The organism is Glutamicibacter sp. 363 (genome assembly GCF_052379505.1).
In the GTDB taxonomy this organism is placed as follows: Bacteria; Actinomycetota; Actinomycetes; order Actinomycetales; family Micrococcaceae; genus Glutamicibacter.
Genome location: NZ_JBQSYR010000008.1, coordinates 78542 through 105205, shown reverse-complemented (window position 1 = coordinate 105205; position 26664 = coordinate 78542). Strand labels below are relative to the sequence as shown.

Here is a 26664-nt window from a genome sequence, read left to right as displayed (position 1 = left end):
CCCGATGAGGTGATTGAAGAAAAAGCGAATTTATTGTCCATGCGTTGGAGTCACTCAACGCACAACCGACCGTGGAGGGTTGAGCCAGATGACCGAAACAAAGACGAAGCACGGGCGGGTGCGCGGCGGATTGTCCGGACGTACCGCATTGGTCACCGGGGGTGCTTCGGGAATCGGGCTGGCCTGTGCCAGAAGGCTGGGCGCCCAAGGTGCAGTTGTCACCGTCGCGGATCTGAACGAGCAGGCAGCCAGCGCGGCGGCACAGGAGCTGGGCGGCAAGGCCTGGGCGGTTGATTTGGCTGATACGAAGACGCTGGAAGAGCTCAGCTTGGATACCGACATTCTGATCAATAATGCCGGGGTGCAACGCGTTGCGCCGATCCACGAGTATGATCCCGAGGCCTGGCGGCTTATTCACCGGCTGATGCTCGAATCGCCTTTCCTGCTCATCCGTGCGGCGTTGCCCGGAATGTATGCACGCGGTTTTGGGCGCATCATCAACGTCTCCAGCGTGCACGGCATTCGAGCCAGCGCATTCAAGAGCGCCTATGTGTCGGCCAAGCACGGGTTGGAAGGACTATCCAAGGTCACCGCGTTGGAGGGGGCCGAGCATGGGGTGACGAGCAACTGCGTCAACCCCGGCTACGTGCGCACCGCCCTGGTGGAGAAGCAGATCCAGGATCAGGCCCAGCTCCATGGCATCGCCCCGTCCGAGGTGGTGGAGAAGATCATGCTCACCGAAGCGGCGGTTAAGCGGCTGGTGGAGCCCTAGGAGGTGGCATCCTTGGTGTCCTGGCTGGCCCAGGATGAGGCGGGGATGGTCCCCGGCACCTCCTATGCCATGGACGGCGGGTGGAGCGCCCGGTGAGTGCCGCCAGCCGCCGTGCTCGAAACGATGGCTGGCCCACTACGCGGTCGGGACGCACCGCTGCGGCGGCGAATCCGAAGTGTTCTGATTTGTGGCTGAACACAGCAAAAAGCGAGGCCTTGCTCCCGTTCTCCGGGGAGCCGAGCCTCGCTTACTTGCTGCCTGGCGAGTGCTACTTTCGCACGAGCTCGGCAGTGGTACCCAGCTGCGCGGTTGGCACCCGGTAGGTTTCCTTGGCGGTCAGCGCCGAGATCGCCGCGATGAGCGCGATTCCCGCGGTGAAGAGGCTGATCTTGACCCAGCCGCCAGGTTCCAGGCCGCCCATGGCCGCCACGATGGACGGTGCGAAGCCGGCCATGAGGAAGCCGAGCTGGGTGCCGATGGCCAGGCCGGAGAAGCGCACCTTGGAGGAGAACATCTCGGCATAGAAGCTTGGCCAGACCGCGTTGGCCGCGGAGTAGGCGCAGGAGAAGACCACCAGGGACAGCACGAACTGCAGCACCGTGTTGTCGGTTTCCATGCTGCGCAGGTAGAACGGCATGGCTGCCGCCGAGGCGAGCGCACCGTAGATGAACACCGGCTTGCGGCCAATGGCATCGGCCAGCATGCCGAACAGCGGCTGGGTGAGCAGCGCGCCGATATTGCCGGCAACCACCAGCCACAGCGTGATCGAGGCATCGATATTGCCGATGTTCTTGCCGTAGGAGATGGCCAGGGTCCCGTACACGGTGGATACCGCGGCGATGAACGCGCACAGCACCACGCGCAAGACGTCTTTCCAGTGGAACTTCAGCAGGACCGCCAGCGGCAGCTTTGCAATGTTGTTGTTCTTCTTCGCCTCTTCGAATTCCGGGGTCTCGTGCAGCGAGCGGCGGATGAAGAAAGTGACCAGGACAACTACCGCGGAGAGCCAGAACGGGATGCGCCAGCCGATGCCGTACTTGATGTCATCGGGCAGTGCCACCACGGGAATGAAGATCAGGGCCGCGAGGATCTGTCCGCCCTGGGTGCCGGTCAGGGTCCAGGAAGTGAAGAAGCTGCGTCGGCGATCGGGTGCATGCTCCAGCGTCATCGAGGAGGCTCCGGCCTGCTCTCCGGCCGCCGAGAGGCCCTGGCAAAGTCGGGCGAGGACCAGCAGGATGGGGGAGAGCCAACCGACTTGGTCGAAGGTTGGCAGGCAGCCGATCGCGAAGGTCGAAGCGCCCATGAGCACCAGCGTGAACATCAGCACCTTCTGGCGTCCGATGCGGTCCCCGAAGTGGCCGAGGACGACCGCGCCAATCGGCCGGGCGATGTAGGCGAAGCCGAAGGTGGCCAGCGACATCACCGAGGCATTGGCATCCGCGTCGGGGAAGAAGATGTGCGGGAAGATCAGTGCGGCGGCGGAGCCGAAGATGAAGAAGTCGTAGTATTCAACTGCGCTTCCCATGAAACTGGCAACGGCCGCCTTGACGGGGGTGCGTTTCCCGGTGCCGGGCACCTCGGACGCCGACGGTTCACGTGTGGATGGCATCGGAAAACTCCTTTGTTTGCTGAAGGGCGAACGCTGAAATCAAAAACAGTGTGCGCTATCCGTACAGTTGTACGGAATGTGTACGTTGATATAGGGTAGATGCAAATCACAGCTGAGGCAATATCTGCGTCAAGCATGACGGAAAGTTGGGTAATTCGGTGAGTACTCTTGCTCAGTCATTTTTAGTCGGACTCATAGGTGACGGCGTCCTGCCCTCGCTGACCCCGCCCATGCACGAACGAGAAGCAGACGCCCACGCGGTGCGCTACCTGTACCGGCCGATCGACCTGACGGTGCTTGGCCGGCCCGCCGAAGACGTCGGCCAGCTGTTGAAGTCCGGTGCCGAGCTGGGATTCAACGCCTTCAACATTACCCACCCATGCAAACAGCTGGTCATCGGGCAGCTGGATGAAATCAGTGAAAATGCCCAGGCCATCGGCGCGGTCAACACGGTGCTCATCAAGGACGGAAAATTCCACGGCTACAACACCGATGCCTCCGGGTTCGGCTGGGCGCTGAACACCGGGCTTCCCGGGGCCAAGCTGGACAAGGTGCTGCAGCTCGGTGCCGGAGGTGCCGGCGCGGCCGTCGCTTTCGCCCTGCTCGACGCGGGAGTCAAAGAACTATTCCTGGTCGATCCGGATATCTCCCGGGCCAGCGAACGAGCCAAGGAACTGGCCCTCCACTTCCCGCAGGCCAGCATCACTCCGGCCAGCGCCGAAGAGGCGCCGGCGCTACTGGCACAGGTCGATGGGCTGCTCAACGCCAGTCCCATCGGAATGCATCACCACCCGGGGCTGCCACTTGATATTTCCGGGCTCCGCTCCCGGCATTGGGTTGCCGACTGCGTCTATCGTCCGGTGGATACCGAACTGATCACCGCGGCCCGCGACCTCGGCTGCGAGGTGCTGGACGGCGGACATATGGCCGTTGGCCAGGCGGTGGACGCCTTTGGCATCATCACCGGGCTGACCCCAGACGCGGCACGGATGCGCGCCCACCTGCTAGAGATGCTGGATGCGGGATTCTAATGCGCACCTCGATCGCCACGGTGTGCCTCTCGGGCACGCTGGAAGAAAAGATGCTTGCCTGCGCCAAGGCAGGTTTTGACGGAATCGAGATCTTCGAGCAGGATCTCACCGTCAGCCCGATGTCTCCCGAGGAGGTCAAGGCGCTTGCCCACCGGTTGGGCCTGACCCTGGATCTGTTCCAGCCCTTCCGTGACTTCGAAGGCGTGGAAGAAGAGCTGCTGCTGGCAAATCTGCGCCGCGCCGAAGCGAAGTTCGAGCTCATGCAACGGTTGGGCATGGATCTCATGCTGCTCTGCTCGAACGTGGGAACGGCGACCATCGATGATGACGGACTGTTTGCCGAGCAGATTCGCCGGTTGGCGGATGTGGCCGCACGCTACGGGGTGCGCATCGCCTACGAGGCGCTGGCCTGGGGCAAATATGTGGACACCTACCAGCATTCGTGGGAGATCGTGAAGCTGGTGGACCGCGAAAATGTGGGACTGTGCATCGACAGTTTCCATATTCTTTCCCGCGGGGACGATCCGGCGCAGATCGCCCAGATCCCGGGGGAGAAGATCTTCTTCGTCCAGCTTGCGGACGCCCCGGTGCTGACCATGGATATCTTGTCCTGGTCCCGCCACTACCGCGTGTTCCCCGGTGAGGGCGGCTTCGAGCTGGATGCGTTCCTGGGCCACCTGGTGCGTTCGGGGTACTCCGGAATTGTTTCCCTCGAAATCTTCAATGATGTGTTCAGGCAATCGAATGTCGAGCGGACGGCCGTGGACGGGCTGCGTTCGCTGATCTGGCTGCAGGCCCGCACGGCCGCACTGCTCGGCGCTACTGCGCAGGACTACCCGCTGGAACTTGATGCACTGCCCGGAGTCCAGCAAGCCATCGGATTCGACTTCGCCGAGATCCGCACCGAAGACCCGGAACTGATCGCCGGAATGCTCGCCCAACTGGGGTTCGCGTTCCTCGGCCAGCATCGGCGCAAGCCGGTGCAGCTCTGGCGCGCCGGAAACGCAAGGATCATCGTCAACTCGCAACGCAGCCGCGGCGTGACCGCAACCGTATCCGGCCTCGGCGTGCAGGTCCCGGACCCGGACGCCGGGCGTGCGCGCGCAACCGACTTGCTGGCCAAGCCGGTGCTGCGGCACCACACCAGCGACGAACAGGAGCTCGCGGGCTTCAGGGCCCCGGATGCCACCGAAGTGTTCTTCGGATCGGTTTCCGGGACAAGCATATGGGAAACCGAATTCGGCGCGCACCGCCACTCACCGGAGGAAGCGCAGCACGGCGGTATCACCGGGATCGATCATATAAACCTCGCCCAGCCGTGGCAGGCTTTTGACGAATCGGTGCTGTTCTACACCAGCGTGCTGAATTTGCAGGCACGGCCTGGAACCGAGGTGCCGAGCCCCATGGGCCTGGTCCGCTCCCAGGTGCTGCGCACCGACGATGGCTGCGTGCGCCTGGCACTGAATATTGTGCCCAAGGGGCTCGAAGCGGCGATCGAAAGCCACCATGAATACCCCGAGCACGTTGCCTTGCATACCGATGACGTGGTGGTCTTGGCGCGCCGGGCACAGCGGGCCGGCATGGAATTCCTGCAAGTCCCGGCCAATTACTATGAGGATCTAGCCGCTCGCTTCAGCATTGATGAGCGGTCGCTGGCCACGCTGAAGGAACTGAACCTGCTGTACGACAGGGATGAGCACGGAGAATTCCTGCATTTCTACACGGCCACGGTCGGCAACATGTTCTTCGAGGTGCTGGAACGCCGTGACGGCTACGATGGCTATGGGGCTCCTAACGCCCCGGTTCGCCTCGCAGCGCAATTCGAACACAACCGTTTCGACCGGCACTAGGCATGTGGGCGGCAAGATAACCGAGTGAAAATGGGGACCCCTATCGTGGCGGAGCAGCCTGACTATTATGTTAAGTCAGCAGAGAAGACCTTGGCGGTGCTTCTTGCATTCAAAGGCGAAAGTTCGGCCCTGACGGTCTCCCAGGTGGCAGCGGCTACCGATCAGACGCGTGCCTCTGCCCGCAGGTTCCTGCTCACCCTCGCTGACCTGGGATATCTCGCGGTCGTTGGGAATACCTACCGGCAGACTCCACGAGTTCTGGATGTCGGGGCCTCCTACCTTTCGAGCCTCACCTTGCCGCGGGCCGCGATTTCGCACCTGCAGCGATTGGCACGCGAGCTGGATGAAACCACCTCCCTATGCGTCCTCGAAGGCCAAGACATCTTGTACGTGGAGCGGGTCTCGGCTCCGCGCCTGCATCAGATGAACGTCTCGATTGGGAACCGGCTCCCGGCCTGGGCCACCTCGATGGGTCGCGTGCTGATCGCGAACCTGACCGCCGGAGAACGCGAAGATTTCTTGCAGGGCATTGAACTGCGCTCCTACACCGAGCATACGGTGGGCAGCCTGGAGGAGTTGCGTGCGGAGCTGGATCGAGTAGCCGAGCAGGGCTGGTCGCTGGTCAACCAGGAACTTGACGAAGGGCTGCGTGGGCTGGCGGTGCCGGTGCGCCGCGGGAATCAGCTGCTCGGAGCGCTGAACGTGTCGGTGCAGTCGGGCCGTGCCGACGCGGCAAAGATTTCCGAATCCATGCTCCCGGCCTTATATCGGACGGCGAAGGATATTGCAGGCGACTTCGGAGGCCGGGTGGACTAGCCACGTTCACTGGCATCAGCCGTCGGCAAATATTCTGGGCAATGGGCAATGGGCAATGGGCAATGGGCATCCGTAGCCGCGCTGGAAGCCCAATGCGATCTGCCCGGGGCAGCGGGACGGACCGCGGGCCTATGCGGGCGGGTAGAGTACGGTTCCACCAGCAGCAACACAGACGATGATCAGCGTGCCGACCAAGCCCAGGAGCAAGGCTTGGCCACCGGATTTCACGATGCTGCGAAGGTGCACACCAAGGCCGAGCGCAAACATCGCGGCTGCGAGCAGCAGCGTCTGTACGCTCTGCGCAATCGCGAGGACGGAATCTGGGATCAGCCCGGTGGTGCGCAACAGCATGGCAGCGATAAATCCCAGGACGAACAGTGGCACGAGCGGAGGATTCTTGCCGCTTTCCACCGAGTGCCTGCGGCGCATGTAAATGCCGAGCCCGGCGATGATCGGAGCCAGCAGGGCAACGCGTGCGAGCTTTACGGTCACTGCCACCGCTAGGGCCGCGGCACTCACCGAACCGCCCGCGGCTACAACCTGGGCTACCTCATGCGTTGAAGCGCCGATTAGCATTCCGGTGCTGCGATCGTCCAGACCCAGCACGGTTCCGAGCAGTGGCATGGCAGGAATCATCAGCGTTCCGAAAAGCACGACCAAGCCAATTGCGGTGGCCACTTGAGCCTGCTTGGCCCGTGTCACGTTCTCGGCCGCCGCAACGGCAGCAGCGCCGCAAATTGAAAAACCGGTGGCGATCAGCAGGCGTTGCGGTAGATCCATGCCCATCTTCCCGCCAACCCACAGTGTCAGCGCAAAGGTGACGGAGACGGAGAGGAAAACTACCAGCAGGACTCCCGGGCCCAGGCCGAGAATCGTCCCGAGCGAGAGCTGCAAACCCAGCAGCACGATACCCAATCGCAGGAGTTGTTTTGAGGCGATGCCTACGCCCGGATCCAGCACCTGCGGTACCGGTGCGACATTGCGCCATACCGCGCCGAGGATGATCGCCAGCAAGAGAGCGCTGAGCCCGCTGAGGAATTGGCTGAGGAATATGCACAGCAAGCCGGCGGCGAGGCAGACCGCGAGCCCAGGGAGCACCATCCGGAGTTTGCTTGCCCCCGATGACTGTGGGGAGGAGCCTGTGGCAGGTTGCTGCGCATTCATCCCTGGGGCCTGACTGTTCTTTGGCATATATTCAACTTCTCACGCGAGCCTTGCGGCCGGTATTCCTTGATTCGCTATCACGGGCATATGATCATGATATGGATCAGCATTCGAATGTCATGCAGGATATCGCCCAATGGATCCAGATCTCATCGCTGACCTTGCTGGTAGGCATCGCGGATCACGGCAGCCTCAGCGCCGGGGCGCGGGCTACCGGGATTGCGCAGCCCAACGCCACACGGGCGCTGAAAACACTCGAGCGCCGCCTGGGCTATCCGCTGGTCATTCGAAAAACTACCGGCTCAACGCTGACAGCCGAGGGCGTGCTCACGGTGCAGTGGGCCCGTGAGGTGCTCATCTCGCTGGAAAACCTGGCTGCCGGAGCCCGCACGCTCGCCACGCCGGGAGAATCCGAGCTCGCATTCGGCGCCAGCATGACCGTGGCCGAATACCTCGCGCCAACGTGGATCGGCACGCTGCACCGGAAGTTTTCAAAGGTCAAGCCGCGGATGCGGATCATGAACTCGCAAGATGTCATCTTGGCGGTTCAAAACGGAGAAATGAACTTCGGCTTTGTCGAGACACCAGAAGTTCCGCGGTCTCTGCGCTATCACAAGGTATGGAGCGATGAAATGGTGGTCGTCACCGCGCCATCGCACCCATGGGCGCAACGCACAACGCCACTCGGTCTCCATGAGCTGCAGAGCACGCCGCTGATCGAACGCGAGGATGGCTCTGGTACGCGGGCGTTTCTGGACTATATCGCCCACGTTGAACGTCCCGAACCGATCGCTGAGTTTAACAGCAACTCAACGATCTGCCAGTGCGTGGCCGCGGGCATGGGGCCGGCGGTACTGAGCCAGCTCGCCGTCGATAGTCAGCTGAGACTTGGAAATCTGGTCGAGATCCCCTTCGACGGGCCGAGCTTGCTCCGTGAATTTCGTGCGATATGGGTACGTAGCCACTCGCTGAGCCCCACGGAGCAAGCCTTGCTGGACATCGCCAGCGCCTAGCGTCCCGGCGGATCCAGAGCTACTTCTGCAGCTTCGAAATCTCGGTTTCCAGCAGTGCCGACAGACGACGCACGCCCTCGGTGATCGTCTGTTCATCCACTGCGCAGAACGCCAAGCGTAGCTTGTGGTGCGCCGATTCCGAGGAGCTAAACGCGGCACCGGGAATGAAGATTACGCCGGCTTTCACGCCTTCCTGCAACAGCTCATAGGTATCGATCCCGGCCGGAAGGGTCAGCCAGATGAAGAACCCGCCCTCGGGGTGCGTATGGGTGATTCCCGCCGGAAGATATTTGGCCAGGGCTTCGAGCATTGCATCGCGCCGCGAACGGTAGAGCTCGTTGTAAGTCTGGATCTGCCCGCGCCAGTCATGTTCTTCGAGATAGGCGCTGATGATCATCTGATTGAGTGTTGGCGGGCACAGCGCCACCGCCTCGCCAGCCAGGTAGAAACGGCGGAACAGGTGGGTTGGTACCGCGGCCCAGCCGATGCGCAGCCCGGGGGAGAGGATCTTGGAGAAGGAGCCCATATAAATGACGTTCTGCTCATCCAGGCTGCGCAGGGTTGGGGCGGCTTCGCCTTCATAGCGCAGCATCCCGTAAGGATTGTCTTCAAGGATCAGCACGCCTTCTTCGCGGCAGATGTCCACGATTTCCGGGCGCCTCTCGGCCGCCAAGGTGATGCCAGAAGGGTTGTTGAAGTTCGGGATGGTGTAGAGGAATTTGATCTTTTCGCCGGCAGCGCGCAATTCTTGGATCTTCGTCCGTAGCGCGTCCGGAACCAATCCGTTTTCGTCGGTGAGCACCGGGGCTGCCTTCACCTGATAGGCCTCAAAGGTGTTCAGCGCTCCCACATAGGTGGGGTCTTCGCACAGTACCGTGTCGCCGGGGTTGCAGAAGACCTTGCAGGCCATATCCTGCGCCGACTGCGAACCGTTGGTGATGACAACGTCTTCCACCGAAACGTTGGCAATTCCCTCGGCTTCCATGACTTCTAGAATCTGCGACCGCAATTCTGGAGTGCCCAGTCCCGAGCCGTACTGCAATGCGACATGGCCCTGTTCGGTGATGATCCGCTTGGAGATTTCGCCAATCTTTTCAAGCGGCAGCACCTGGAGGTAAGGGTTGCCGCCGGCTAGCGAAACCAGCGAAGGATCCAACGACAGCTCGAAGACGTCACGTACCGCGGACTGCTTGATCCCGGCAGCCCTCTCGGAGAAGAGCGTTTCGTGCGTCGTGCGCAGTGCGTCGACTGACTGATTCGTTGACATGGTCCTCCTCGACCGGCGTCTGCCCGTGGATAACGGGAAGAACAATCCCGCATGCGATGGCTTGCGGGCAAAGTTTTCTATTAGACTACTTTGGTATTCCAGCAGGAAATTTACCAGATGACAAGAAGCGGTGCCTTATCTTTGGCGCTATTCCTTGTTTTCGGACCCCGCTGCCGGGCGCTGATCCAGCCAAGCTTGGACGGCGCTAGGTCGAATGCGACGGTGCGTTCCGCGATACTCCACCGGAATAATGCCCGAATCAGCCAATTTGCGTAGATAGGAATTCGAGATTCCGGCCATCTGCGCGGCCTGCGAGGTGTTGAGCAATAACTCGGTGGTCCCGATACTGACGGCCTCACCTGCCGCGAATCGACTAAGCACCTCAAGCAGCGCGTCATGGGCGTCCTTGGGTAGCTGCAGTGCCGTGCCATTGACGAAGACCGTGGTGTCGCTGGACTCCGCTAGGGCGCGATGCAGCCGCTGCGTAGTTTTCTCATCCAGCGCTTCAAAGGTGCGAACCCGGCCAAGGGCGGAAGTAGGTGATGCCATGTATTCATCTTGCCCGAGGAAACGTCAAGATGCATAGATTTCGGTAAAGGACTGGGTCGCTGGAACTTCGGGCGAATATTAACCGAATGCGACGAACGGGGGTTGTGCCACGTTCAACGGTTCCCGTATGGTGGAAAACGTAGGTCTAAAGAAAGTACTGACCAACCATCATTCGGCACACCGCGACGGAGCGTTTCGCCTTACCTGGCAACGACGCCGCGGGAATTGTGTATATGGAAGCCTGATGTCCACCTTAAATGCGTTGGTTCGGGTTCCTTTGCGGTCGGATGAATGGTCATGCGCGTTCCTACGCTATGCCACAAGTTTCGTGGGTACTGCGTTTTCGTCATTCAGAACTTTCTTGAAAGTAGAGTATTTCAATGTCTATTGAAGCCAGCAAAGACCTAAAGACCATCACCGACGAAGAGATCTTCAACGCCCATCTCGGCGGCAAGCTCACCGTCCAGTCGAAGATGCCGCTGAATTCGAAGCGCGATCTTTCCATTGCCTATACCCCGGGCGTAGCCAAGGTTTCCCAGGCGATTGCCGATGACCCAGCCAAGCACACCACCCATACCTGGGCCTCACGCATGGTCGCCGTTGTTTCGGACGGCACCGCCGTCCTCGGCCTCGGCGATATCGGTGCCGCCGCATCGCTTCCAGTAATGGAAGGCAAGAGCGCATTGTTCAAGGAATTCGGCGGCTTGGATTCGATCCCACTGGTGCTGAACACCACCGACGTAGATGAAATCGTCGAAACCGTGATTCGCCTTCGCCCAAGCTTCGGCGCGGTCAACCTCGAAGACATTTCGGCGCCACGCTGCTTCGAAATTGAAAAGCGTCTGATCGAAGCCCTGGATTGCCCGGTCATGCACGATGACCAGCACGGCACCGCTGTGGTGGTGCTGGCGGCCCTGATCGGTGCTGCTCGCCAGACCAAGCGCGAAATCAGCTCGCTGAAGGTTGTAGTTTCGGGGGCCGGGTCGGCCGGTGTCGCGGTTACCAACCTGTTGCTGCAGGCAGGTGTCGATGATGTGATCGTGCTCGATTCGCGCGGCACCATCCACCGTGACCGCGATGACCTGAACTCGGTCAAGGCGGAACTGGCGGCACGCACCAACCGTGAAGACATCATGGGCGGCCTCGCCGAGGCATTGGACGGAGCCGACGTTGTAGTCGGGCTGTCCTCCTCGCAGTTTGATGAGGCCGCGGTGGCCAAGATGAACGAGAACGCCATCATCTTCGCCCTGTCGAACCCAACCCCGGAGATCATGCCGGAGGTCGCCAAGCGCTACGCGGCCGTGGTGGCCACCGGACGCAGCGACTTCCCGAACCAGATCAACAATGTGCTGGCCTTCCCCGGGATTTTCCGTGGTGCCTTGGATTCGGGCGCAAAGAAGATCACCGAGGCGATGAAGGTAGCCGCGGCTCACGCGATCGCCGATCTGGTCGGCGAGGACCTGGCCGCAGATTACATCGTTCCTTCGGCGATCGATGACCGTGTAATGCCGGCCGTTGCCGCCGCAGTGGCCGCGGAAGCGAAGAACGCGCAGTAAGCCAGCTGTTCAACGCGGCGCACCTGCTCAGACCGAAAAGGCGAGAGCAGGTGCGCTGCGTCGATTAAGGCTAGTTATCGCTGGTCGGATCGTGGTGAATCCCGCGCCAGGAGCAGCCCTTGAGGATGGACACCATCTAGCTCACCCATAGGTGGCTTGTTCCATCGGCGGGAGAGACCCCTTGTTCGAAAGACTAGGCCTGTTCGGATTCGCTGCTGGCACCGGGAGACTACGTAAAGCCGAACCAAACGGTGACTGGAGGCCCGAAAACGAGCCGGAGGCGGCATGCGCAGCATCCTGTGGGTCATCGAGGTTGGCCAACCGGACTCGGGAGATGCGCCAACGATGCGCATCCAATGAGTGCTCCTTCTCGGCACGAAACCGTTCAGGAGTTTCTTGCACGGCAACGGAAACTCGTTCCCGCGCACCGAGTCTGTGGGAACCAGCGGATCGGATATAGATGCTCACGCTAGCTGATCGGACCACCGTCCGAGTACATCACCGAATAGTGGGAAATGTCCTTGCCTGTGGAATGCCAGATGGTCAGGCTGGCCACTCCCGGGTCGTAGTTGGTGATTTCGGGGCCGGCACCTTGTTTCACAGAACCTGCCTTGACGCAGACGGCGGTGATGACCATGCCCTCGGGGGCCATGATGGTTGTCGTTGCGCCGCCGGAACCGTTGATATGCCCGGTGTCCCAACTTGGGCATACTGCGCCAGCCGGCGGGGCCGCGCCAGCCGGCGGGGCCGCGCTGGCCGGTGCGACCGCGCCTAGTGCGGAAAGTGCGGTCACTGCGGCCACTGCGAGTAATCGTTTCATTGTTCACTCCTGTATCGGTAGCGAGTTGGTGGCCGTGGACCGAAGGCCCCTGGCCTCTGCGTGCCGGTTGGCGAAGCTCGGAGCGCCTGCCTCGAGGCGTGGCGCAGGAATTCCCTACGCGTTTCCCAACTTCCACTCAGCACGTGACAGGCGGGCAGTGCCACAAGGTGCCCGCGAATACGCAATGAATTGCTAGGCCCTAAGCTAGACGGAAAAATACTCGCTTGGTGCGTATGCCGGACACGTGATTCGCTGCTTTTCTCGGAGAGGGACTACTTGATCATGGTGCGAAGCGAGGTGCGCTGGCCGCCCCGGCACATATGCAGCGCCAGGGAGATGCCGGCCAGCCGCCGCTGTGGTTCGCGTAGCCGGTAGTTGTGCTTGGGATCAGCCGCTTAGCCAGTGAACGGTGCACTCGAATTCGAAGCGGGATGCTGGCGGTCGAAAGCTGTTCGGCGATGGAGCCGAAGTTATCCACAAATTTCGTGTTTGTGATTGCCAAGCTCGGCTTCGGATCAACACTTGAGGTGTCAATAGGACGAAGCCCAGGGAGACTAGTCATGTGCCTGCAATGTGATGGATTTTCAAATGAAGAGGTCGAACTGTAAATCACGAATACGATTCGCATGTATGGCAATGCGGTGCAATTCATCGAAAACCCCGACCCCACTAAGACCTTTGGTTACACCGTTGGACTGACCGCACACGGACACCCGGAATTCTTGGTGCGAGGTTTGGATATGGCGACAACCTGCGGGCTGCTGAATCCATTGGCCCATCGGGTCATTAAAACCGGTGAGATCTTCGGGCACCAGCACACTGCGCACTACCTCGGGCAGCAGCTGCTCTATTTTATGCGCATGCCCGACGCTGGCAGGCACCTGTTGGAAGCCGCTGCGCGGTACGGTTCCGCGATGACGGCATTGGAAATTCGCATCATCGATTCCTGGCCGCCGCCACCTGAAATGTTGGCCGAGGCCGCCCGGAGAGGAAGCGAGGGTGCCGGCTCCAGCATGCCATGGTGGGCTCGACCCTCATCAAACTAACGGGAGTTCGCAGCCCTGTATCCATCGGCGAGCAGGTTCTCTTCGGCGACCTTTTCTGCGTGTGCGGCGCGCAATTTCTGGTGTTCCTGAGAGCGTCGCATCTTCACATAGAAGACTCCGACTGCGAGGAACCATAACGGCGTGGCTAGGAGCGCCATGAGGGTGTCGGCTTGAGTGGTCAAGGCCCAGAGGACGAAAGCGAAAAAGGCCAGCACCATGTAGGGCGCGCCCAACCCTCCGGGCACCTTGAAGTTCGACCGGTCATGAAGCTGTGGCCGACGCTTTCGGAAGGCTAAATAGCTGAACAGGATGATCGACCAGACGAACATGAAACACAGCGCAGAAACGGTGGTGACCAGCGTGAACGCCTGCGCGATGGAATCACCTGCATAGAGCAATACGACTGCGGCCAATAAGAACACGCACGAGAAAAGCAATGCATTGCGTGGAACCTGGGATTTGGAAAGACTGCCGAAGCGCTTCGGTGCGTCTCCTGCCTTCGCTAGTGAATACACCATGCGGGACGTGGAATAGATCCCTGAATTCGCGCTGGACGCGGCAGCGGTGAGCACCACGAAATTCACCACGCCAGCGGCCCCGGCTAGGCCTGCGAGGGCGAACATCCCCACGAAGGGGGAGGCCTCGGCGGAGAACCTTGTCCATGGGGTGACCGACATCAGCACGGCCAAGGCACCGACGTAAAACAGGATGACACGCAGCGGGATCGAATTGATGGCCCGTGGGAGGTTGATTTCCGGATCCTTGGTTTCCGCTGCGGCGGTTCCCACGAGTTCGATTCCGACGAAAGCGAAGACCGCAATCTGAAATCCTGCAACAAAACCCATGGTTCCGTGTGGGAACATCCCGCCATGCGACCACAGGTGCGTAAATGATGCGGTGTCGCCAGTCGAGGAGGTAAAGCCTGTAACAATCATGACAAGCCCCACAACGATCAACGCCAGAATCGCGATGATCTTGACCAGCGAGAACCAGAATTCGGTTTCGCCAAAGGCCTTCACGCTGGGCAAGTTCAGTCCCACGAGCAGCAGAATGCAGATGAGCGCAGGGATCCACAGCGGCAGATCAGACCACCAGAAGGCTATGTATTGTGCGATCGCGACCACATCGGCGATCCCGGTCGCCACCCAGCAGAACCAGTAGGTCCATCCGGTGAAGAACGCCGTCCAAGGCCCGAGCAGGTCCCCGGCGAAGTCAGAAAAGGTCTTATATTCCAGATTGCTCAGCAGGATCTCGCCCATGGCGCGCATGACGAAGAACAGCATGAATCCAATGATCATATAGACAAAGATGACCGAGGGCCCCGCTGCGGAGATAGTTTTCCCCGACCCCATGAAAAGCCCTGTGCCGATCGCGCCGCTGATGGCCAGTAGTTGAATGTGGCGGCTTGAAAGACCGCGTTCGAGCGTCTCGCCGTTTTCGTTCATGGTGAGTTTCGTCGGCTGCTGTGCCACGCGGTGCTTCTTTCGTGAGCTGCTCTCCCGTGCAGAGAGGAACGTATTTGGGGGACTGAAAATAGCCCGCAGGGAAAAGGTTAATTGGTCTGACCACAGCAAGTGATATTCGGCGTCATATTTGGGCGGTGTTGCAAGTAATACTTGCGGATGAGTGTCGGTGGAAGGCCGGCCAAAAAAGTGAGTAGGCTTGTATTTATGGCTTTCCGAAATCGTCGCGCTGCGGCTCTCCCAGCAAAATTATCCCGTTCGTGGCTTCTGGTTAACGCCGCCAAAGAAGAAGACTTCGGACCCGGCCTAGCTTGCGAAGCGGACTCGGTAATTTTCGACATGGAAGCAGCCGTTCCGGACGACAAAAAAGCCTTTGCCCGCGACAACGTGGTGCGCGCTCTATCCAACGGCATGACCGCCTGGGTGCGCGTGAACGGCACCGACACGGACTTCTGGGCCGATGATCTAGCTGCTCTCGCGGAAACTCCAGGCCTACGAGGTGTCATGCTGGCCATGACCGAAAAACCCGAGCAGGTCACCTACACCGCGATGCGCCTGCGCGCAGGCACACCGGTGCTCGCGCTGATCGAAACGGCCGTAGGCATCGAAAACGCCACGAACATTGCCTCGGCTCCGGGCACCTTCCGACTGGCCTTCGGCGTGAACGATTTCCGCAAGGACACCGGCGTTTCCGATGATCCGCTTGCCTTGGCTTATGCCCGAGGAAAGCTGGTCATTGCCTCCCGTGTGGGTAAGCTGCCCGGTGCAATCGACGGCCCGCCACCTGCCGGTGCGGACGCCGCGAAGGTCACTGAAGATACCCTGGTGACCGCATCGATGGGCATGACCGGAAAACTCTCGCTGTCCCCGGATCATGTCGATGGCATCAATGCCGCGCTGGCCCCAAGCGAAGACGAGCTGTCTTGGGCCATGGAACTGCTCGAAGCCCACGCGGCCGGTGCCTCGGTGGGCGATGGCTCCTACCTGCCGCGACTGGCTCGCGCACAGAAGATCGCGGACCTGGCCGACTCCTACGGCCTGTGGAACGCATAGTCTCCACCTACTGATCAAACGCATTTGGCTGGTCCCGCAACGGTGGGGCCAGCCATTTGCGTATGCGTTGAGCAGCTAAAAAAGACTGCCGCCGCATTGGCCCTTTCGGGCCGATGCGGCGGCAGTCCTCGTAGTGCGCGGTGCGGTTGCCTAGCGCCGGGGCTCCGGACCATCCTGAACTTCGTGTGCTCCGCGATGGTGCGAGGAGCCAACCACGTTGCCGGCCTTCCACTCGGCCCAGCCTGGGCGATGAGCCATGAAGTCCTCGATCTGGTCCTTGTTGGCTTCCAGCTTCGGGTCATTCTTCAGGTACCAGCGGGTTTCGCGGGCCACCATGCCGGAGAGGATCAGCAGGCCGATGAGGTTTGGCAGCGCCATGAGGCCGTTCATCATATCGGAGAAGTTCCAGACGGCGGTCAGCTCGGTGGTGCAGCCCACGTAGACGACCAGCGAGAAGATCACGCGGAATGGCATGACGCCCTTGCGGCCGATGAGGCGCTCGATGTTGCGCTCACCGTAGTAGCACCAGCCCAAGATGGTGGAGAAGGCGAACATGACCAAGCCGAGGGTCACGATCCAGTGGCCCCATTCGCCCGGCAGGCCGTTGGTGAATGCTTCACCGGTCATCAGCGAGGCGGCGATTTGTTCGCCGGTTGCCTCATCGATCAGCTTCCAGGTGCCGGTGGTGATGATGACCAGGCCGGTGCAGGTGACCACGATGATCGTGTCGATAAAGGTCTGGGTCATGGAAACCAGGCCCTGGCGAACCGGGTGCGTGGTCTGCGCCGCGGCTGCGGCGATTGCTGCCGAGCCCATGCCGGATTCGTTGGAGAAGATGCCGCGAGCCACACCGAACTGGATGGCGATGATGATGGCCGAACCGACGAATCCGCCGACCGCCGAAGAGCCGGTGAAGGCGTCGGTGAAGATCTGGCCGAAGGCAGCTGGGATGCCGCTGACGTTGGAGATCAAGATGAAGATCGCTGCGGCCACGTAGAACACGATCATGACCGGAACGAATGCCGCGGTGACCCTGCCGATGGACTTGATGCCGCCGACCAGAACTGCGATCGACAGGATTGTGAGAACCACGCCGGTGACCCATGGGATCACGTTGAAGGAGTTCTCCAAGTTGGCTGCAATCGAGTTGCCCTGGGTCATATTTCCGATGCCGAAGCTGGCTAGGGTCGCCGCAACTGCGAAGAAGAGCGCCAGGAACTTGCCGAATGGCCCCTTGATGCCGCGTTCCAGGTAGTTCTGCGGACCGCCGGACTTTTCACCAGCCGTGTCGGTGCCGCGGAATCGGACACCCAAGTAGGCTTCGGTGTACTTCGAAGCCATGCCGAGCAGGCCGGTGACCCACATCCAGAACAACGCACCGGGGCCACCGATGCCGATGGCCGTGGCAACGCCGACGATGTTGCCCGTACCGACTGTGGCTGCCAGTGCGGTGGTGAGCGCCTGGAACTGCGAGACGTCGCCATCGGCGCCCGGGTCCTTGCGCCTGAAAATTCCTAGCCTGAGCGCCGGGATGAGTTTGATGAACTGCAATCCGCCGAGGCGAATGGTGAGGTAGAGACCGGTGCCCAAGAGCAACGGGATGAGGACAAACGGTCCCCAAATGACCGAGGAGATATCTCCGAAGAGCGTTCCCAATGAGTCCATGAGTTCTAGATCCTTCGATGCGAGTGAGAAGCGATGATGACTGCCATCGTAGGTGACATTCCCAGTCATCCTACGTGATGGTGAGAGTCAAGTCACAAACACTGATTCGTGTCGCAAGCGAGGTTGAGGCGGTTCCCCGAGCCGGTGGATGCGGCTCGGGAAACTGGAAGCCAGAAAGTCCTAGGCTGAGGTGAACTTGACCGCCGAGGTGCCGAGCCCCTCGATGCTCGTTTCCAAGATGTCACCGGCCTTGAGCCATGGGCGTCGCCCATGTTCGTCGCGGCGTCCCAAGGCAACGCCTGCCGGGGTGCCGGTGAGGATTAGGTCCCCGGGGTGCAACTCGTTGATCACCGACAGGTAGGAGACGAGCTCGGCCGCGGAGAACACCAGATCATCGGTCGAGTCTTCCTGGACTACCGCGCCATTGACCTTCGTGGTGATTTTGGCTCCCGGGGTGAACTCTTCGGAGGTGACCAACCATGGACCCACCGGAGTCGACTTATCCCAGGCCTTGCCCTGCAGCCATTCGGTGGTTCGTCCCTGGAAGCCGCGCATGGAGACATCGTTGGAGACCGCGTAGCCGGCGATATGATTCTCCGCGTCTTCGATCGAGATCCGGCGTCCGGGTCTGCCGATGACGATGGCCAGCTCACCCTCATAGTCCATCCGGTAATCTTCGGCAGGAATTTCGACGGTGTCATTTGCTCCGCAGAGTGTGGAGGCGAACTTCGCGAAGACCGTGGGGAACTCAGGTTCTTCCGCTCCCACCTCGGCGATGTGGTTGCGGTAGTTCAGCCCAATGCAGTACACCTTGGCGGGGGTTGGGATCAGTGCGGCATAGTCTGCCTCGCCTTCGGCGATCGAATCGCCTACCAATGCCCGGGCGACGACTTCTTGCTGCGTTGCATTATCGAGGCGCAAGAATTTTTGAACGTTGGCGAGATTTTCCAGATAGTAAAGACGGCCCTCTTCGATGACGGCCGCTGTCGTCAGGCCCGGTTCGGTGGTCAGTCGCACGGTAGCTAGTTTCATGTTCCTATCTCACTACATCCGCACCGTCTTGGCTAGCCTGCTGAGGGGGCTAAATAGGCCAAAACGACACTCATATTCAGCCAAGTCAAGCAAAGGTTTATCAAAATGATACCAAGGCAGTGGCGCAGCTCCACGTAAACTTGGGAGAAAAGCTGAGGCGAGGAACCTCCTCCAAGTCAGTGGTTGAAACGAAACTAAAGTGAAGCGGGTCTTAATGTGGGTGACTTTTTCGGCGAGCGATATCGCCAAATTCTATTCGCCTCTTGGCAGCATTTGTGGTTGGTAGCCCAGTGCCTAGTCCTGGCGACGATCATTGCCGTGCTGATCGCCGTATTGGTGTATCGCAGTAAATCTTTATCCGGAGTGGCCAACGGAATCAGCGCCATCGGGCTGACCATCCCGTCTTTCGCACTGATCGGTCTGCTGATTGTGCCTTTCGGCTTCGGCGTCTTGCCGGCGGTGATCGTGGTGACATTCTTCGCCGCCCTACCGATCCTGCGCAATGCCATTGTGGGGCTGAACAACATCGAGCCCACCGTCGTCGAATCGGCGAAGGGCATCGGGATGAGCCGCATGAAAACGCTGATCTCCGTTGAACTGCCTATGGCCTGGCCGGTGATCCTCACCGGGGTCCGCATCTCGGCGCAGATGGTGATGGGCGTGGCGGCAGTGGTGTCCTACGCGCTGGGCCCAGGACTCGGCGGCTACATCTTCTCCGGCCTTTCCCGTCTAGGTGGCGCAAACTCCCTTGAATCCGTCATCACCGGCGTGGTCGGGGTCGTCATTCTGGCGCTCATTCTTGATTTGATCTTGCTCGGCATTGGCCGACTGACTACCCCGCGAGGTATCCGTGTCTGAAAATAAAGTCGAAACCAGTAACGAAAATAGCGTCACCGGGGCATCGATCATGCTTCAGGAGGTCACCAAGACCTACCCGGGCCAGAAGAAATCTGCGGTCGGTGGGCTCACCCTTGAGATCCCCGCCGGTTCGATCGTGATGTTTGTCGGCCCTTCGGGCTGCGGCAAAACTACCACGCTGAAAATGATCAACCGGTTGATCGAACCGACCTCCGGCGAGATCGTGATCAACGGCGAAGACGTCACCGACATGGATGGCGACGAGCTGCGTCGCCGCATCGGATATGTCATTCAGGCCGGAGGGCTGTTTCCGCATATGACCGTGGCGACAAATATCGCGATGGTGCCGAAGATGCTTGGCTGGTCCAAGGAGAAGATTGCCGCGCGCGTCGACGAGCTGCTGGAGTTGGTCTCACTGGACCCGGAGCTGTACCGCAACCGCTTCCCGAAGGAGCTCTCCGGGGGCCAGCAGCAACGCGTGGGCGTGGCCCGTGCACTGGCAGCAGACCCTCCGGTATTGCTGATGGACGAGCCCTTCGGTGCGGTCGACCCGATTACCCGTCAGCGTCTGCAAGATGAGCTGCTCAACATTCAGTCGGAAGTCCAGAAGACCATCGTTTGCGTGACCCACGACTTCGACGAAGCCGTGAAGCTGGGGGACTGGATCGCGATCTTCAATGAAGGCGCACAGCTGGAACAGTACGATTCCCCCGAGCGCATCCTGGCCAACCCCGCCAGCGAATTCGTGGAGAACTTCATTGGATCCGGTGCCGGCTTGAAGCAGTTGACGCTGACCCGCGTGCACGAGGTGGAACTGTCCGAAGCCATCACCACCACCGCCGGGAAGAACGCTTCCGAGGTGCTTTCGCAGCTGCAAGGCGCCGGACGGAAATATGCGGTGGTCCTGGATTCGCGCGGCCGCCCGTTGCGTCGGCTCACCCGGCGCCAACTCTCCCGTGCGGAGATTATCGATGGCACCTATGATCCGGATTTGCCGGTTGTCGGCGAGCAGGCGACCTTGAACGATGCGCTGGACACCATGCTGGTGGCAAGCACCGAATCTGCGTTGGTGACCGGGCGTCGCGATGTGCTTCGGGGCATCATCACGGTGCAGACGGTGATGGAAGCGATCTCTGCGAGCAACGCCAACCTGGACGATGACCACGATGCACCGGTAGGCCTGAACTCCGGCGCCATCAATGTGGCAGACATCCAGACGGACCGCGGTCAAACCGGCGGTGAATCTTCATGAATGCCGAAAAACGAGGGCTGATCTACCAGCTCCTTGGCATCGCCGCGGCCTTCGGCATCCTGGTGATCTGGTTGGTCACCGCGAACCTCACGGAAACCGAACGGCAGACGCTGGATCCGGCAACCATTTGGGGCTATACGCTGGATCACCTGAAAATCACGGTGATCTCAGCGGTGATCGTGCTGATCATTGCGATTCCGCTGGGCATCATCTTGACCCGTCCAGCGTTTCGCAAGGCGGCGCCCGGGGTGCGTGCCGTCGCCAACTTCGGCCAGGCGGCCCCGGCCATCGGCGTGGTCGTGCTGTTGGCCTTCTGGCTTGGATTCGGTCCGAATACGGCCATCGTGTCCTTGGTGATCTATGCGATCCTCCCGGTCCTTTCAAACACCATTGTGGGCTTGCAACAGGTCGATGAACGACTGGTGGAAGCCGGGCGCGGCATTGGCATGAGCCAGATGGCGGTCTTGTTCAAGGTCGAGCTTCCACTCGCGGTCCCGGTGATGCTCTCCGGCATCCGCACCGCCTTGGTGCTGCTGGTAGGAACCGCCACCTTGGCCACCTTCATTAACGGTGGAGGATTGGGAATTCTGATTACCACCGGGGTGAACCTGAATCTGAACGTGGTGCTGATTGCAGGTTCGCTGCTGGTGGCCTTGCTGGCATTGACCATCGACTGGCTTGGACGAGTCGTGGAACAGGTCGCCCGGCCGAAAGGACTCTCATGAATCGGAAATTGAAACTTGGAGCCCTATCCTTCGCGGCCCTTTTAGGCCTGACAGGCTGCGGGCTGAGCCCCTCCACCGGCACGGTGCCCGATGCCAGCCCGGGAATCATTGAAGAAATTCCAGATCTGGCCGATGACGCCAAGGTCACCGTCACCTCGAAGGCATTCACCGAGCAATTGATCTTGGGAAAAATCTCGGTGATTGCCTTGGATGTTGCCGGTTATGACGTCACGGATCTGACAAATGTGCCCGGATCCCAACCGGCACGCGAGCTGTTGCTCTCCGGGGACGCCAGCGCCTTGTGGGAATACACGGGTACCGCATGGCTGACCTATCTGGGCTATGAAGAACCGGTAGCCGGTGCCGAAGAGCAGTGGGAAGCGGTGCGCGAGGAAGATGTGGCCAACGGCATCGTCTGGGGAGAACCGGCGCCGCTGAACAACACCTACGCCATGGCCATGAACCGGAAGGTGGCTGATCGCTTGGGCATCACCAAGCTTTCGGAAATGTCCAAACTTGATTCGGACGAGCTGACCTTCTGTGTCGACCCGGAGTTCAACTCGCGCCGTGATGGGTTGACCCCGATGCTCGAGCACTACGGGATCGACCGCGGCAGCCAAGTCAAGGAAGAGAACATCGGTTTGTACGACGTGGGCGCCATCTACCAGGCAACCGCCGAGGGCGCTTGCAACTTCGGTGAGGTGTTCACAACCGACGGTCGCATCAGGGCGCTGGATCTTACGGTGCTGGAAGACGACAAGCAGTACTTCCCGAGCTATAACGCGGCGCCAGCGTTCAACGCCGAATTCTTGCAGGAAAATCCCGGGGTCAAAGACGTGATGGCGCAGATTGCGCCAATGCTGACCGATGAGGTGCTGCTGGAACTGAACTACCAGGTGGATGTTGAGGGGCGCGAGCCCGCCGATGTCGCCTATGAATGGATGCTGAACGAAGGTCTTATTAGCGCACCTTAGTGAAGCAACCGGCGTGATGGCCGTTCCAAGGATAGGTTCCTTGGAACGGCCATTTGCGGTTAATGACCCAGGCAAAACTTGCGCAGTGTTCACCCGCAGTTGGTTCGCCCGGTGGCCTTGCGCCGAGATACTGGATTAGTTAGCGTCCGGGGGCGCAAGATAGTTGTGTCGGTCCGGATGGTTTCTAGGAACCGTCGCGGGTACCGAACTTGCCGTCGACTTCGTCGGCAGACTTGGTGGCTTCGGCGGTAGTGGGGGACTCTTCCTGCCAGATCTCTTCCAGATCCGCGGCTAGTTCGGCTTCCTGCGCTTTTTTATTAGGTGCGTTCGGATCACTGGTCATGCGCCCAGTCTAGCCAGAATTACTGGGATCGGAGAGGGCTGAGTAGAAAAATTTTTGGAAATTAAATTACTAGTCAGAGCTGAAATGGCCCACCTTCTTTGAAATCGAGGAAAAGTTTGTTGCGCGACATGGTTGACGCTTCAACTTAAATAGTGCAATACTGGTACCAGCAAAACAAATTGAAACGTCAACTACAGTGTTGGCGATGACGACAAGGAACTGAAAATGACTGTATCTGCAACTTCACCACTGACCGTCGGCGCCTGGACCCTGGACGCTTCGCACTCGGAAATCGGATTCTCGGTTCGCCACGCAGGTGTTTCCAAAGTTCGCGGCAGCTTCCAGGATTTCGAGGCAACCTTGAACGTTGGCCAGAGCCTGGAAGAGTCCTCGATCGAAGCTACCGTTCAGATCGCTTCGGTCAACACCAAGGATGCAAACCGTGACGGTCACCTGACAAGCGCGGACTTCTTCAATGCCGAGGAATTCCCGGTTATGACCTTCAAGTCCACCGGCACCAAGGGCGACGCTGAAGACTTCGTTCTCGTTGGCGACCTGACCATCCGCGGCGTCACCAAGCAGGTTGAGTTCGCAGCTGAGCTCGGCGGCCAGGTGGTAGACGCCTTCGGCGCAACCCGTGCAGGCTTCTTCGCCTCCACCACCATCTCCCGCAAGGAATTCGGCATTACCTGGAACGCGGCTCTCGAAGCAGGCGGCGTTCTGGTCAGCGACAAGGTCAAGATCGAAATCGACGCTTCTTTCGTCCTGCCAACCGCAGAGTAAGCTCCCGAAGCCATCTATGGGGGATGGCGAAGGGCCGATACAGGCAGAGACCTGGCGATGCGCGAAAGCGCATCGCCAGGTCTCTGTCGTTAACCGTGCTAGGCGGACGGTGCGCAGCGATTACGAGAATTCGGAGTACATGGCATCGGTTCCGGCAAAGGTGACCGCCATGACGATCATCAAAATTATGTAGAGCAACCCGATAATTCCGAATATGGTCCCGATCCAGCCGGTCACCTTGCCGACCGTGGCGTCGGTGTTGAATTCCCGTTCGGCCCTTTTGGCCTTCGAAATGGCGATTGGCCCCAAGATGATGCCTACGACGAATAGCGAAATGATGCCCAAGATCATCGATGTCTGCGCCAACTGGGAACCTTGGGCATGCTGCTGCGGATAAGCGTATCCGGGGTAGCCCGGTGCTGCACCAAATTGCTGGTTCTGGCCAGGGGTCTGGTACGGGTACTGCGGCTGCTGGCCGGGATTTCCTGAGGTGTAGGGATTATTCGGTTCGTTATTCGGGGTGCTCATGAGTGGTCCTTATTTATTTGAGAGAAAATGATTATCGTGTTTCTGCAGTCTTCACTGCTCTGGCATGCCTGAGCCGTAAATCGAGAACGGAAGTATGAAGAGGACCAGGAGGAAGTATCCTACGACCGCTAGCAGCTGCAGCGCTCCCAGGATCAAGCCGATCATCCCGGTGACTTTACCGACGGTAGCTTGAACCCCGTAGGCACGTTCGGCTTCGTTTCCTTTGATAATGGCGATCGGACCGAGGATCACGCCCACGACGAAAAGCGAGAGAATCCCGAGAATCATTGAAGTTTGCGACAAGGCAACGCCAGGATGCGGCGGAGGGTAGTGTCCGTTGAACTGGGTAGCAGGATCTTGGTAACTGGGCTGCGGCCCATACTGCGGCTGTGACATTTTGCCTCTGCCTCCTATGTAGTGCACTTCTAATGCTAAGCCCGCGTCATGCATTAACACACTCTGGTGGCGAATTTCTATACTTAGAGATCATGACTTGGGCTTCGTTCTTGGCATACCTCGGCGTATGCGTAATGGTCACTCTCTCACCAGGGCCAGATACCTTCTTGGTCCTTCGCTTTTCGCTGGTACGCCAGCTCCACGGTGTCGTCGCGGCTCTCGGCATGGTGACAGCCATTTTCGCCTGGGCCACGCTGGCCGGTGCGGGTGCCGCATCGTTGATGCAGCGCTACCCCGTCATCGAATCGATCATTGCAATGCTTGGCGGTCTGTACCTGATGTACTTGGGGCTATCCGGGTTCCTGAAATCTCGCGCCGTCGCCAAAGCCGATAGCGCCATTGCGCGCACCGAAACGCGAGCCGGCGCTCGGATGCGGGGTCAAACCTTGCGCCGATCTTTTGTTGCTGGTGTGCTTTCGGCAGCGCTGAATCCGAAATTAGGATTGTTGTTTCTGGCGATGATGCCAAGCTTTATCCCCAAGGAATCGAGTACCCTGCTGTGGGGAATGGGCTTGGGTGCAATCTTTGCGGCGGTTGGATTTCTATATCTATTGATATTGAGCGCAGTGGCATCCAAGGCCATGCAGTGGTTCAAGAAGCCAGAGATCACTCTTCGCTTGGAATGGACGGCCTGTGCAGCGCTTTTCCTTATGGGCATTGGAGTGCTGCTGAGCGCTTTCCTTTAGGCGAGCTGCCTTGCTAGCCAGCGGGCATGCAGCCAGGTCGCTGAGACAACCAAGACGATACTGAGCCAAAAGCCGATACCGAATATGCGCGAGAAGTTTCCCTGCTCAGCAAGGTCGGCCGTGAGGTAGGTAGCCGCCGAGGCCCCGAAAAACAGCGAGAACACAAACAGCGAAACAGTTGTGGCCCGCGCTTGCGGTGCTACTTCGGTGGCCCAGCCTTGCATGGACGAATGCATGACCGCGTTGGCTACCCCGAGCAGGAACGCGGTACAGGTGAAAGCCGCAGGCGACGGAGCAAAAGCCGAAGGCGCAAAGCTCGCCCAAAGGACTGCGCCACCGATGCCGATGAGCCACGTACGGGAAAACCGCGACACGAGCAAGCGCATGAGCCGCGCACCGAAAATCACTCCACCCGCGAATCCGCAACCAAGCAGGCCCGAGATCCAAATGCCGACGCCAGCATCTTGCAAGGCGGGAACTACATAGGCAAGCATCCCCATCAACAGCCCACCTTCGAGGAATACCACCGCGTACAGGAGCACATTCTCTGCGCTGAAGGCCGCCTTGAAGTTCCGAGCGGTGGCTTCCCGAAGCGGTTCGGCCACCCGGCGTAGGGTTGCCAGCGCCGCTATCGCGCCTAGGGCGGGAAGAAGAAACACCAGGCGCCAATCCACGAACGTGGCAAGGGCCCCAGCCACAAGCGTGGCCAAGGTAGTTCCCAGCGAAGAATAAATTTGCAGATCTGACAGACCACGGGCCTTAGCCAAGCCAACTCGAGTATCACCGAGCAGGGTCAGCAGGGTCGGATACAGCGCACCAAACATGAAACCCGTAAATGACCGGGCGATCAATAGGGGGAAGAACCCGGTGAATACGCTGCTCGCAATCGCGCCAAGCACCACTCCGAACAGCGCGCACCGCAACACGGTTAGTCGACCAAGCCTATCGCTGGCCAAGCCCCACAGCGGTTGTCCCAAGGCGTAAAGCAGGGAATACCCCGCCACGAGTTCGACGGCTTGAGACAGCGTAAGCGCAGTCGCCAATGACAGTGCCAGAAACATTGGCGGGGTGGCATAACGATCGAAAAATGACAGGAACCCAACGAAGCGCAGGGCAGAGTCGGGCACCTGCTTGGCTGCTGCGGCCGGTGGTTTGCTCAAAGCTATTTCCTATCTTCAACCCAATACCTATAACCACCCTATGTAACCAGAGATGCGCCGTACTGTTCGCGGGTATGACCTAGTGCGGCTGGACAGCTAAGCGAAGTCCCGGAACTAGGCGTCGAGCAATTCTCTGCCCGGTGCTGAGCCCGGGCAGGGATCCATGGAGCCGCACCGGTGAGGACCCGCCGGG

26 protein-coding genes and 1 pseudogene are annotated in these 26664 nt (G+C 59.9%); 14 read left to right on the top strand and 13 right to left on the bottom strand.

Translation table 11 applies throughout. The features are described 5' to 3' along the window. Positions 1–88 precede the first annotated feature (88 nt). Positions 89–868 (top strand): annotated as a pseudogene (locus ACT3UA_RS06640) (3-hydroxybutyrate dehydrogenase). Positions 869–1040: 172 nt separating this feature from the next. On the opposite strand, the gene ACT3UA_RS06635 reads toward ACT3UA_RS06640, so the two are convergent. Continuing rightward, the gene (locus tag ACT3UA_RS06635; protein ID WP_096286822.1) at positions 1041–2381 is read right to left on the bottom strand and encodes an MFS transporter; all 1341 of its coding nucleotides are present in this window, start codon (positions 2379–2381) and stop codon (positions 1041–1043) included. A gap of 158 nt (positions 2382–2539) precedes the next feature. Between ACT3UA_RS06635 and ACT3UA_RS06630 the strand changes: the two genes are divergently transcribed. From ACT3UA_RS06630 to ACT3UA_RS06620, 3 genes are read left to right on the top strand one after another with little or no spacing between them, the layout of a single operon-like run. Next, a complete protein-coding gene (locus tag ACT3UA_RS06630; protein WP_096286820.1) occupies positions 2540–3412 on the top strand; it encodes a shikimate dehydrogenase in 873 nt (290 codons plus the stop codon). Then, complete coding sequence (locus tag ACT3UA_RS06625) at positions 3412–5262, top strand: bifunctional sugar phosphate isomerase/epimerase/4-hydroxyphenylpyruvate dioxygenase family protein (protein WP_096286818.1); 1851 nt, start codon at positions 3412–3414, stop codon at positions 5260–5262. The genes ACT3UA_RS06630 and ACT3UA_RS06625 overlap by 1 nt, the downstream gene beginning before the upstream one ends. 45 nt (positions 5263–5307) lie before the next feature. Then, the gene (locus tag ACT3UA_RS06620) at positions 5308–6078 is read left to right on the top strand and encodes an IclR family transcriptional regulator domain-containing protein (protein WP_096286920.1); all 771 of its coding nucleotides are present in this window, start codon (positions 5308–5310) and stop codon (positions 6076–6078) included. A gap of 129 nt (positions 6079–6207) precedes the next feature. On the opposite strand, the gene ACT3UA_RS06615 is transcribed toward ACT3UA_RS06620, so the two are convergent. Then, positions 6208–7269 carry a YeiH family protein gene (locus ACT3UA_RS06615; protein WP_255248450.1) on the bottom strand — a complete coding sequence of 354 codons (1062 nt, stop codon included), beginning with the start codon at positions 7267–7269 and terminating at the stop codon, positions 6208–6210. Positions 7270–7340: 71 nt separating this feature from the next. On the opposite strand from ACT3UA_RS06615, the gene ACT3UA_RS06610 reads away from it, so the two are divergent. Next, entirely contained in the window at positions 7341–8255 is a 915-nt protein-coding gene (locus tag ACT3UA_RS06610; protein ID WP_096286814.1) for a LysR family transcriptional regulator, read from the top strand. 19 nt (positions 8256–8274) lie between these two features. Here the strand turns inward: ACT3UA_RS06610 and ACT3UA_RS06605 are convergent, their stop codons facing one another. Together ACT3UA_RS06605 and ACT3UA_RS06600 are read right to left on the bottom strand one after the other, a co-directional pair. After that, positions 8275–9522, bottom strand: coding sequence for an aminotransferase-like domain-containing protein (locus ACT3UA_RS06605; RefSeq protein WP_096286811.1), 1248 nt, complete (start codon positions 9520–9522; stop codon positions 8275–8277). Between the two features lie 147 nt (positions 9523–9669). Continuing rightward, positions 9670–10071: a helix-turn-helix domain-containing protein gene (locus tag ACT3UA_RS06600; RefSeq protein ID WP_096286809.1), complete on the bottom strand. Its 402-nt coding sequence runs from the start codon at positions 10069–10071 to the stop codon at positions 9670–9672. Between the two features lie 380 nt (positions 10072–10451). Between ACT3UA_RS06600 and ACT3UA_RS06595 the strand changes: the two genes are divergently transcribed. Then, positions 10452–11627: an NAD(P)-dependent malic enzyme gene (locus ACT3UA_RS06595; RefSeq protein ID WP_096286807.1), complete on the top strand. Its 1176-nt coding sequence runs from the start codon at positions 10452–10454 to the stop codon at positions 11625–11627. Positions 11628–12096: 469 nt separating this feature from the next. Here the strand turns inward: ACT3UA_RS06595 and ACT3UA_RS06590 are convergent, their stop codons facing one another. Both ACT3UA_RS06590 and ACT3UA_RS06585 read right to left on the bottom strand, forming a co-directional pair. Then, positions 12097–12447, bottom strand: coding sequence for a hypothetical protein (locus ACT3UA_RS06590; RefSeq protein WP_141393440.1), 351 nt, complete (start codon positions 12445–12447; stop codon positions 12097–12099). Between the two features lie 280 nt (positions 12448–12727). Further along, entirely contained in the window at positions 12728–12949 is a 222-nt protein-coding gene (locus ACT3UA_RS06585) for a hypothetical protein (protein WP_141393439.1), read from the bottom strand. A gap of 124 nt (positions 12950–13073) precedes the next feature. Here ACT3UA_RS06585 and ACT3UA_RS06580 point away from each other — a divergent pair, with 124 nt between their 5' ends. Continuing rightward, the gene (locus tag ACT3UA_RS06580; RefSeq protein ID WP_096283201.1) at positions 13074–13493 is read left to right on the top strand and encodes a DUF4262 domain-containing protein; all 420 of its coding nucleotides are present in this window, start codon (positions 13074–13076) and stop codon (positions 13491–13493) included. Here ACT3UA_RS06580 and ACT3UA_RS06575 read toward each other — a convergent pair. After that, entirely contained in the window at positions 13490–14938 is a 1449-nt protein-coding gene (locus ACT3UA_RS06575) for an amino acid permease (RefSeq protein ID WP_096283211.1), read from the bottom strand. The two genes, ACT3UA_RS06580 and ACT3UA_RS06575, sit on opposite strands and share 4 nt — an antisense overlap. 225 nt (positions 14939–15163) lie before the next feature. On the opposite strand from ACT3UA_RS06575, the gene ACT3UA_RS06570 reads away from it, so the two are divergent. Further along, complete coding sequence (locus ACT3UA_RS06570) at positions 15164–16009, top strand: HpcH/HpaI aldolase/citrate lyase family protein (protein WP_096283200.1); 846 nt, start codon at positions 15164–15166, stop codon at positions 16007–16009. 150 nt (positions 16010–16159) lie between these two features. Here ACT3UA_RS06570 and ACT3UA_RS06565 read toward each other — a convergent pair whose 3' ends face one another. Together ACT3UA_RS06565 and ACT3UA_RS06560 are read right to left on the bottom strand one after the other, a co-directional pair. After that, complete coding sequence (locus tag ACT3UA_RS06565; protein ID WP_096283199.1) at positions 16160–17674, bottom strand: alanine/glycine:cation symporter family protein; 1515 nt, start codon at positions 17672–17674, stop codon at positions 16160–16162. A 180-nt stretch (positions 17675–17854) separates the two neighbouring features. Beyond that, on the bottom strand, positions 17855–18706 hold the full coding sequence (locus tag ACT3UA_RS06560; protein ID WP_444615717.1) for a fumarylacetoacetate hydrolase family protein: 852 nt from the start codon (positions 18704–18706) through the stop codon (positions 17855–17857). Between the two features lie 216 nt (positions 18707–18922). On the opposite strand from ACT3UA_RS06560, the gene ACT3UA_RS06555 reads away from it, so the two are divergent. From ACT3UA_RS06555 to ACT3UA_RS06540, 4 genes are read left to right on the top strand one after another with little or no spacing between them, the layout of a single operon-like run. Beyond that, positions 18923–19564 carry an ABC transporter permease gene (locus ACT3UA_RS06555; RefSeq protein WP_105569603.1) on the top strand — a complete coding sequence of 214 codons (642 nt, stop codon included), beginning with the start codon at positions 18923–18925 and terminating at the stop codon, positions 19562–19564. Between the two features lie 49 nt (positions 19565–19613). Continuing rightward, positions 19614–20816: an ABC transporter ATP-binding protein gene (locus ACT3UA_RS06550; RefSeq protein WP_105552854.1), complete on the top strand. Its 1203-nt coding sequence runs from the start codon at positions 19614–19616 to the stop codon at positions 20814–20816. Then, positions 20813–21541 carry an ABC transporter permease gene (locus tag ACT3UA_RS06545; RefSeq protein WP_105552855.1) on the top strand — a complete coding sequence of 243 codons (729 nt, stop codon included), beginning with the start codon at positions 20813–20815 and terminating at the stop codon, positions 21539–21541. The genes ACT3UA_RS06550 and ACT3UA_RS06545 overlap by 4 nt, the downstream gene beginning before the upstream one ends. Next, a complete protein-coding gene (locus ACT3UA_RS06540; protein ID WP_444615716.1) occupies positions 21538–22515 on the top strand; it encodes a glycine betaine ABC transporter substrate-binding protein in 978 nt (325 codons plus the stop codon). The genes ACT3UA_RS06545 and ACT3UA_RS06540 overlap by 4 nt, the downstream gene beginning before the upstream one ends. A 184-nt stretch (positions 22516–22699) precedes the next feature. On the opposite strand, the gene ACT3UA_RS06535 is transcribed toward ACT3UA_RS06540, so the two are convergent. Continuing rightward, a complete protein-coding gene (locus ACT3UA_RS06535; protein ID WP_181148386.1) occupies positions 22700–22858 on the bottom strand; it encodes a hypothetical protein in 159 nt (52 codons plus the stop codon). Between the two features lie 225 nt (positions 22859–23083). On the opposite strand from ACT3UA_RS06535, the gene ACT3UA_RS06530 reads away from it, so the two are divergent. Continuing rightward, the gene (locus tag ACT3UA_RS06530; protein WP_105552857.1) at positions 23084–23641 is read left to right on the top strand and encodes a YceI family protein; all 558 of its coding nucleotides are present in this window, start codon (positions 23084–23086) and stop codon (positions 23639–23641) included. Between the two features lie 120 nt (positions 23642–23761). On the opposite strand, the gene ACT3UA_RS06525 is transcribed toward ACT3UA_RS06530, so the two are convergent. After that, complete coding sequence (locus tag ACT3UA_RS06525) at positions 23762–24169, bottom strand: DUF4190 domain-containing protein (RefSeq protein WP_105650269.1); 408 nt, start codon at positions 24167–24169, stop codon at positions 23762–23764. Positions 24170–24220: 51 nt separating this feature from the next. Continuing rightward, positions 24221–24565, bottom strand: a complete 345-nt coding sequence (locus ACT3UA_RS06520) for a hypothetical protein (RefSeq protein ID WP_105552859.1) — start codon at positions 24563–24565, stop codon at positions 24221–24223. A 32-nt stretch (positions 24566–24597) separates the two neighbouring features. Here ACT3UA_RS06520 and ACT3UA_RS06515 point away from each other — a divergent pair, with 32 nt between their 5' ends. Beyond that, positions 24598–25311: a LysE family translocator gene (locus ACT3UA_RS06515; protein WP_105679027.1), complete on the top strand. Its 714-nt coding sequence runs from the start codon at positions 24598–24600 to the stop codon at positions 25309–25311. On the opposite strand, the gene ACT3UA_RS06510 is transcribed toward ACT3UA_RS06515, so the two are convergent. Continuing rightward, complete coding sequence (locus tag ACT3UA_RS06510; protein ID WP_444615715.1) at positions 25308–26471, bottom strand: MFS transporter; 1164 nt, start codon at positions 26469–26471, stop codon at positions 25308–25310. The genes ACT3UA_RS06515 and ACT3UA_RS06510 overlap by 4 nt on opposite strands. Positions 26472–26664 lie beyond the last annotated feature (193 nt).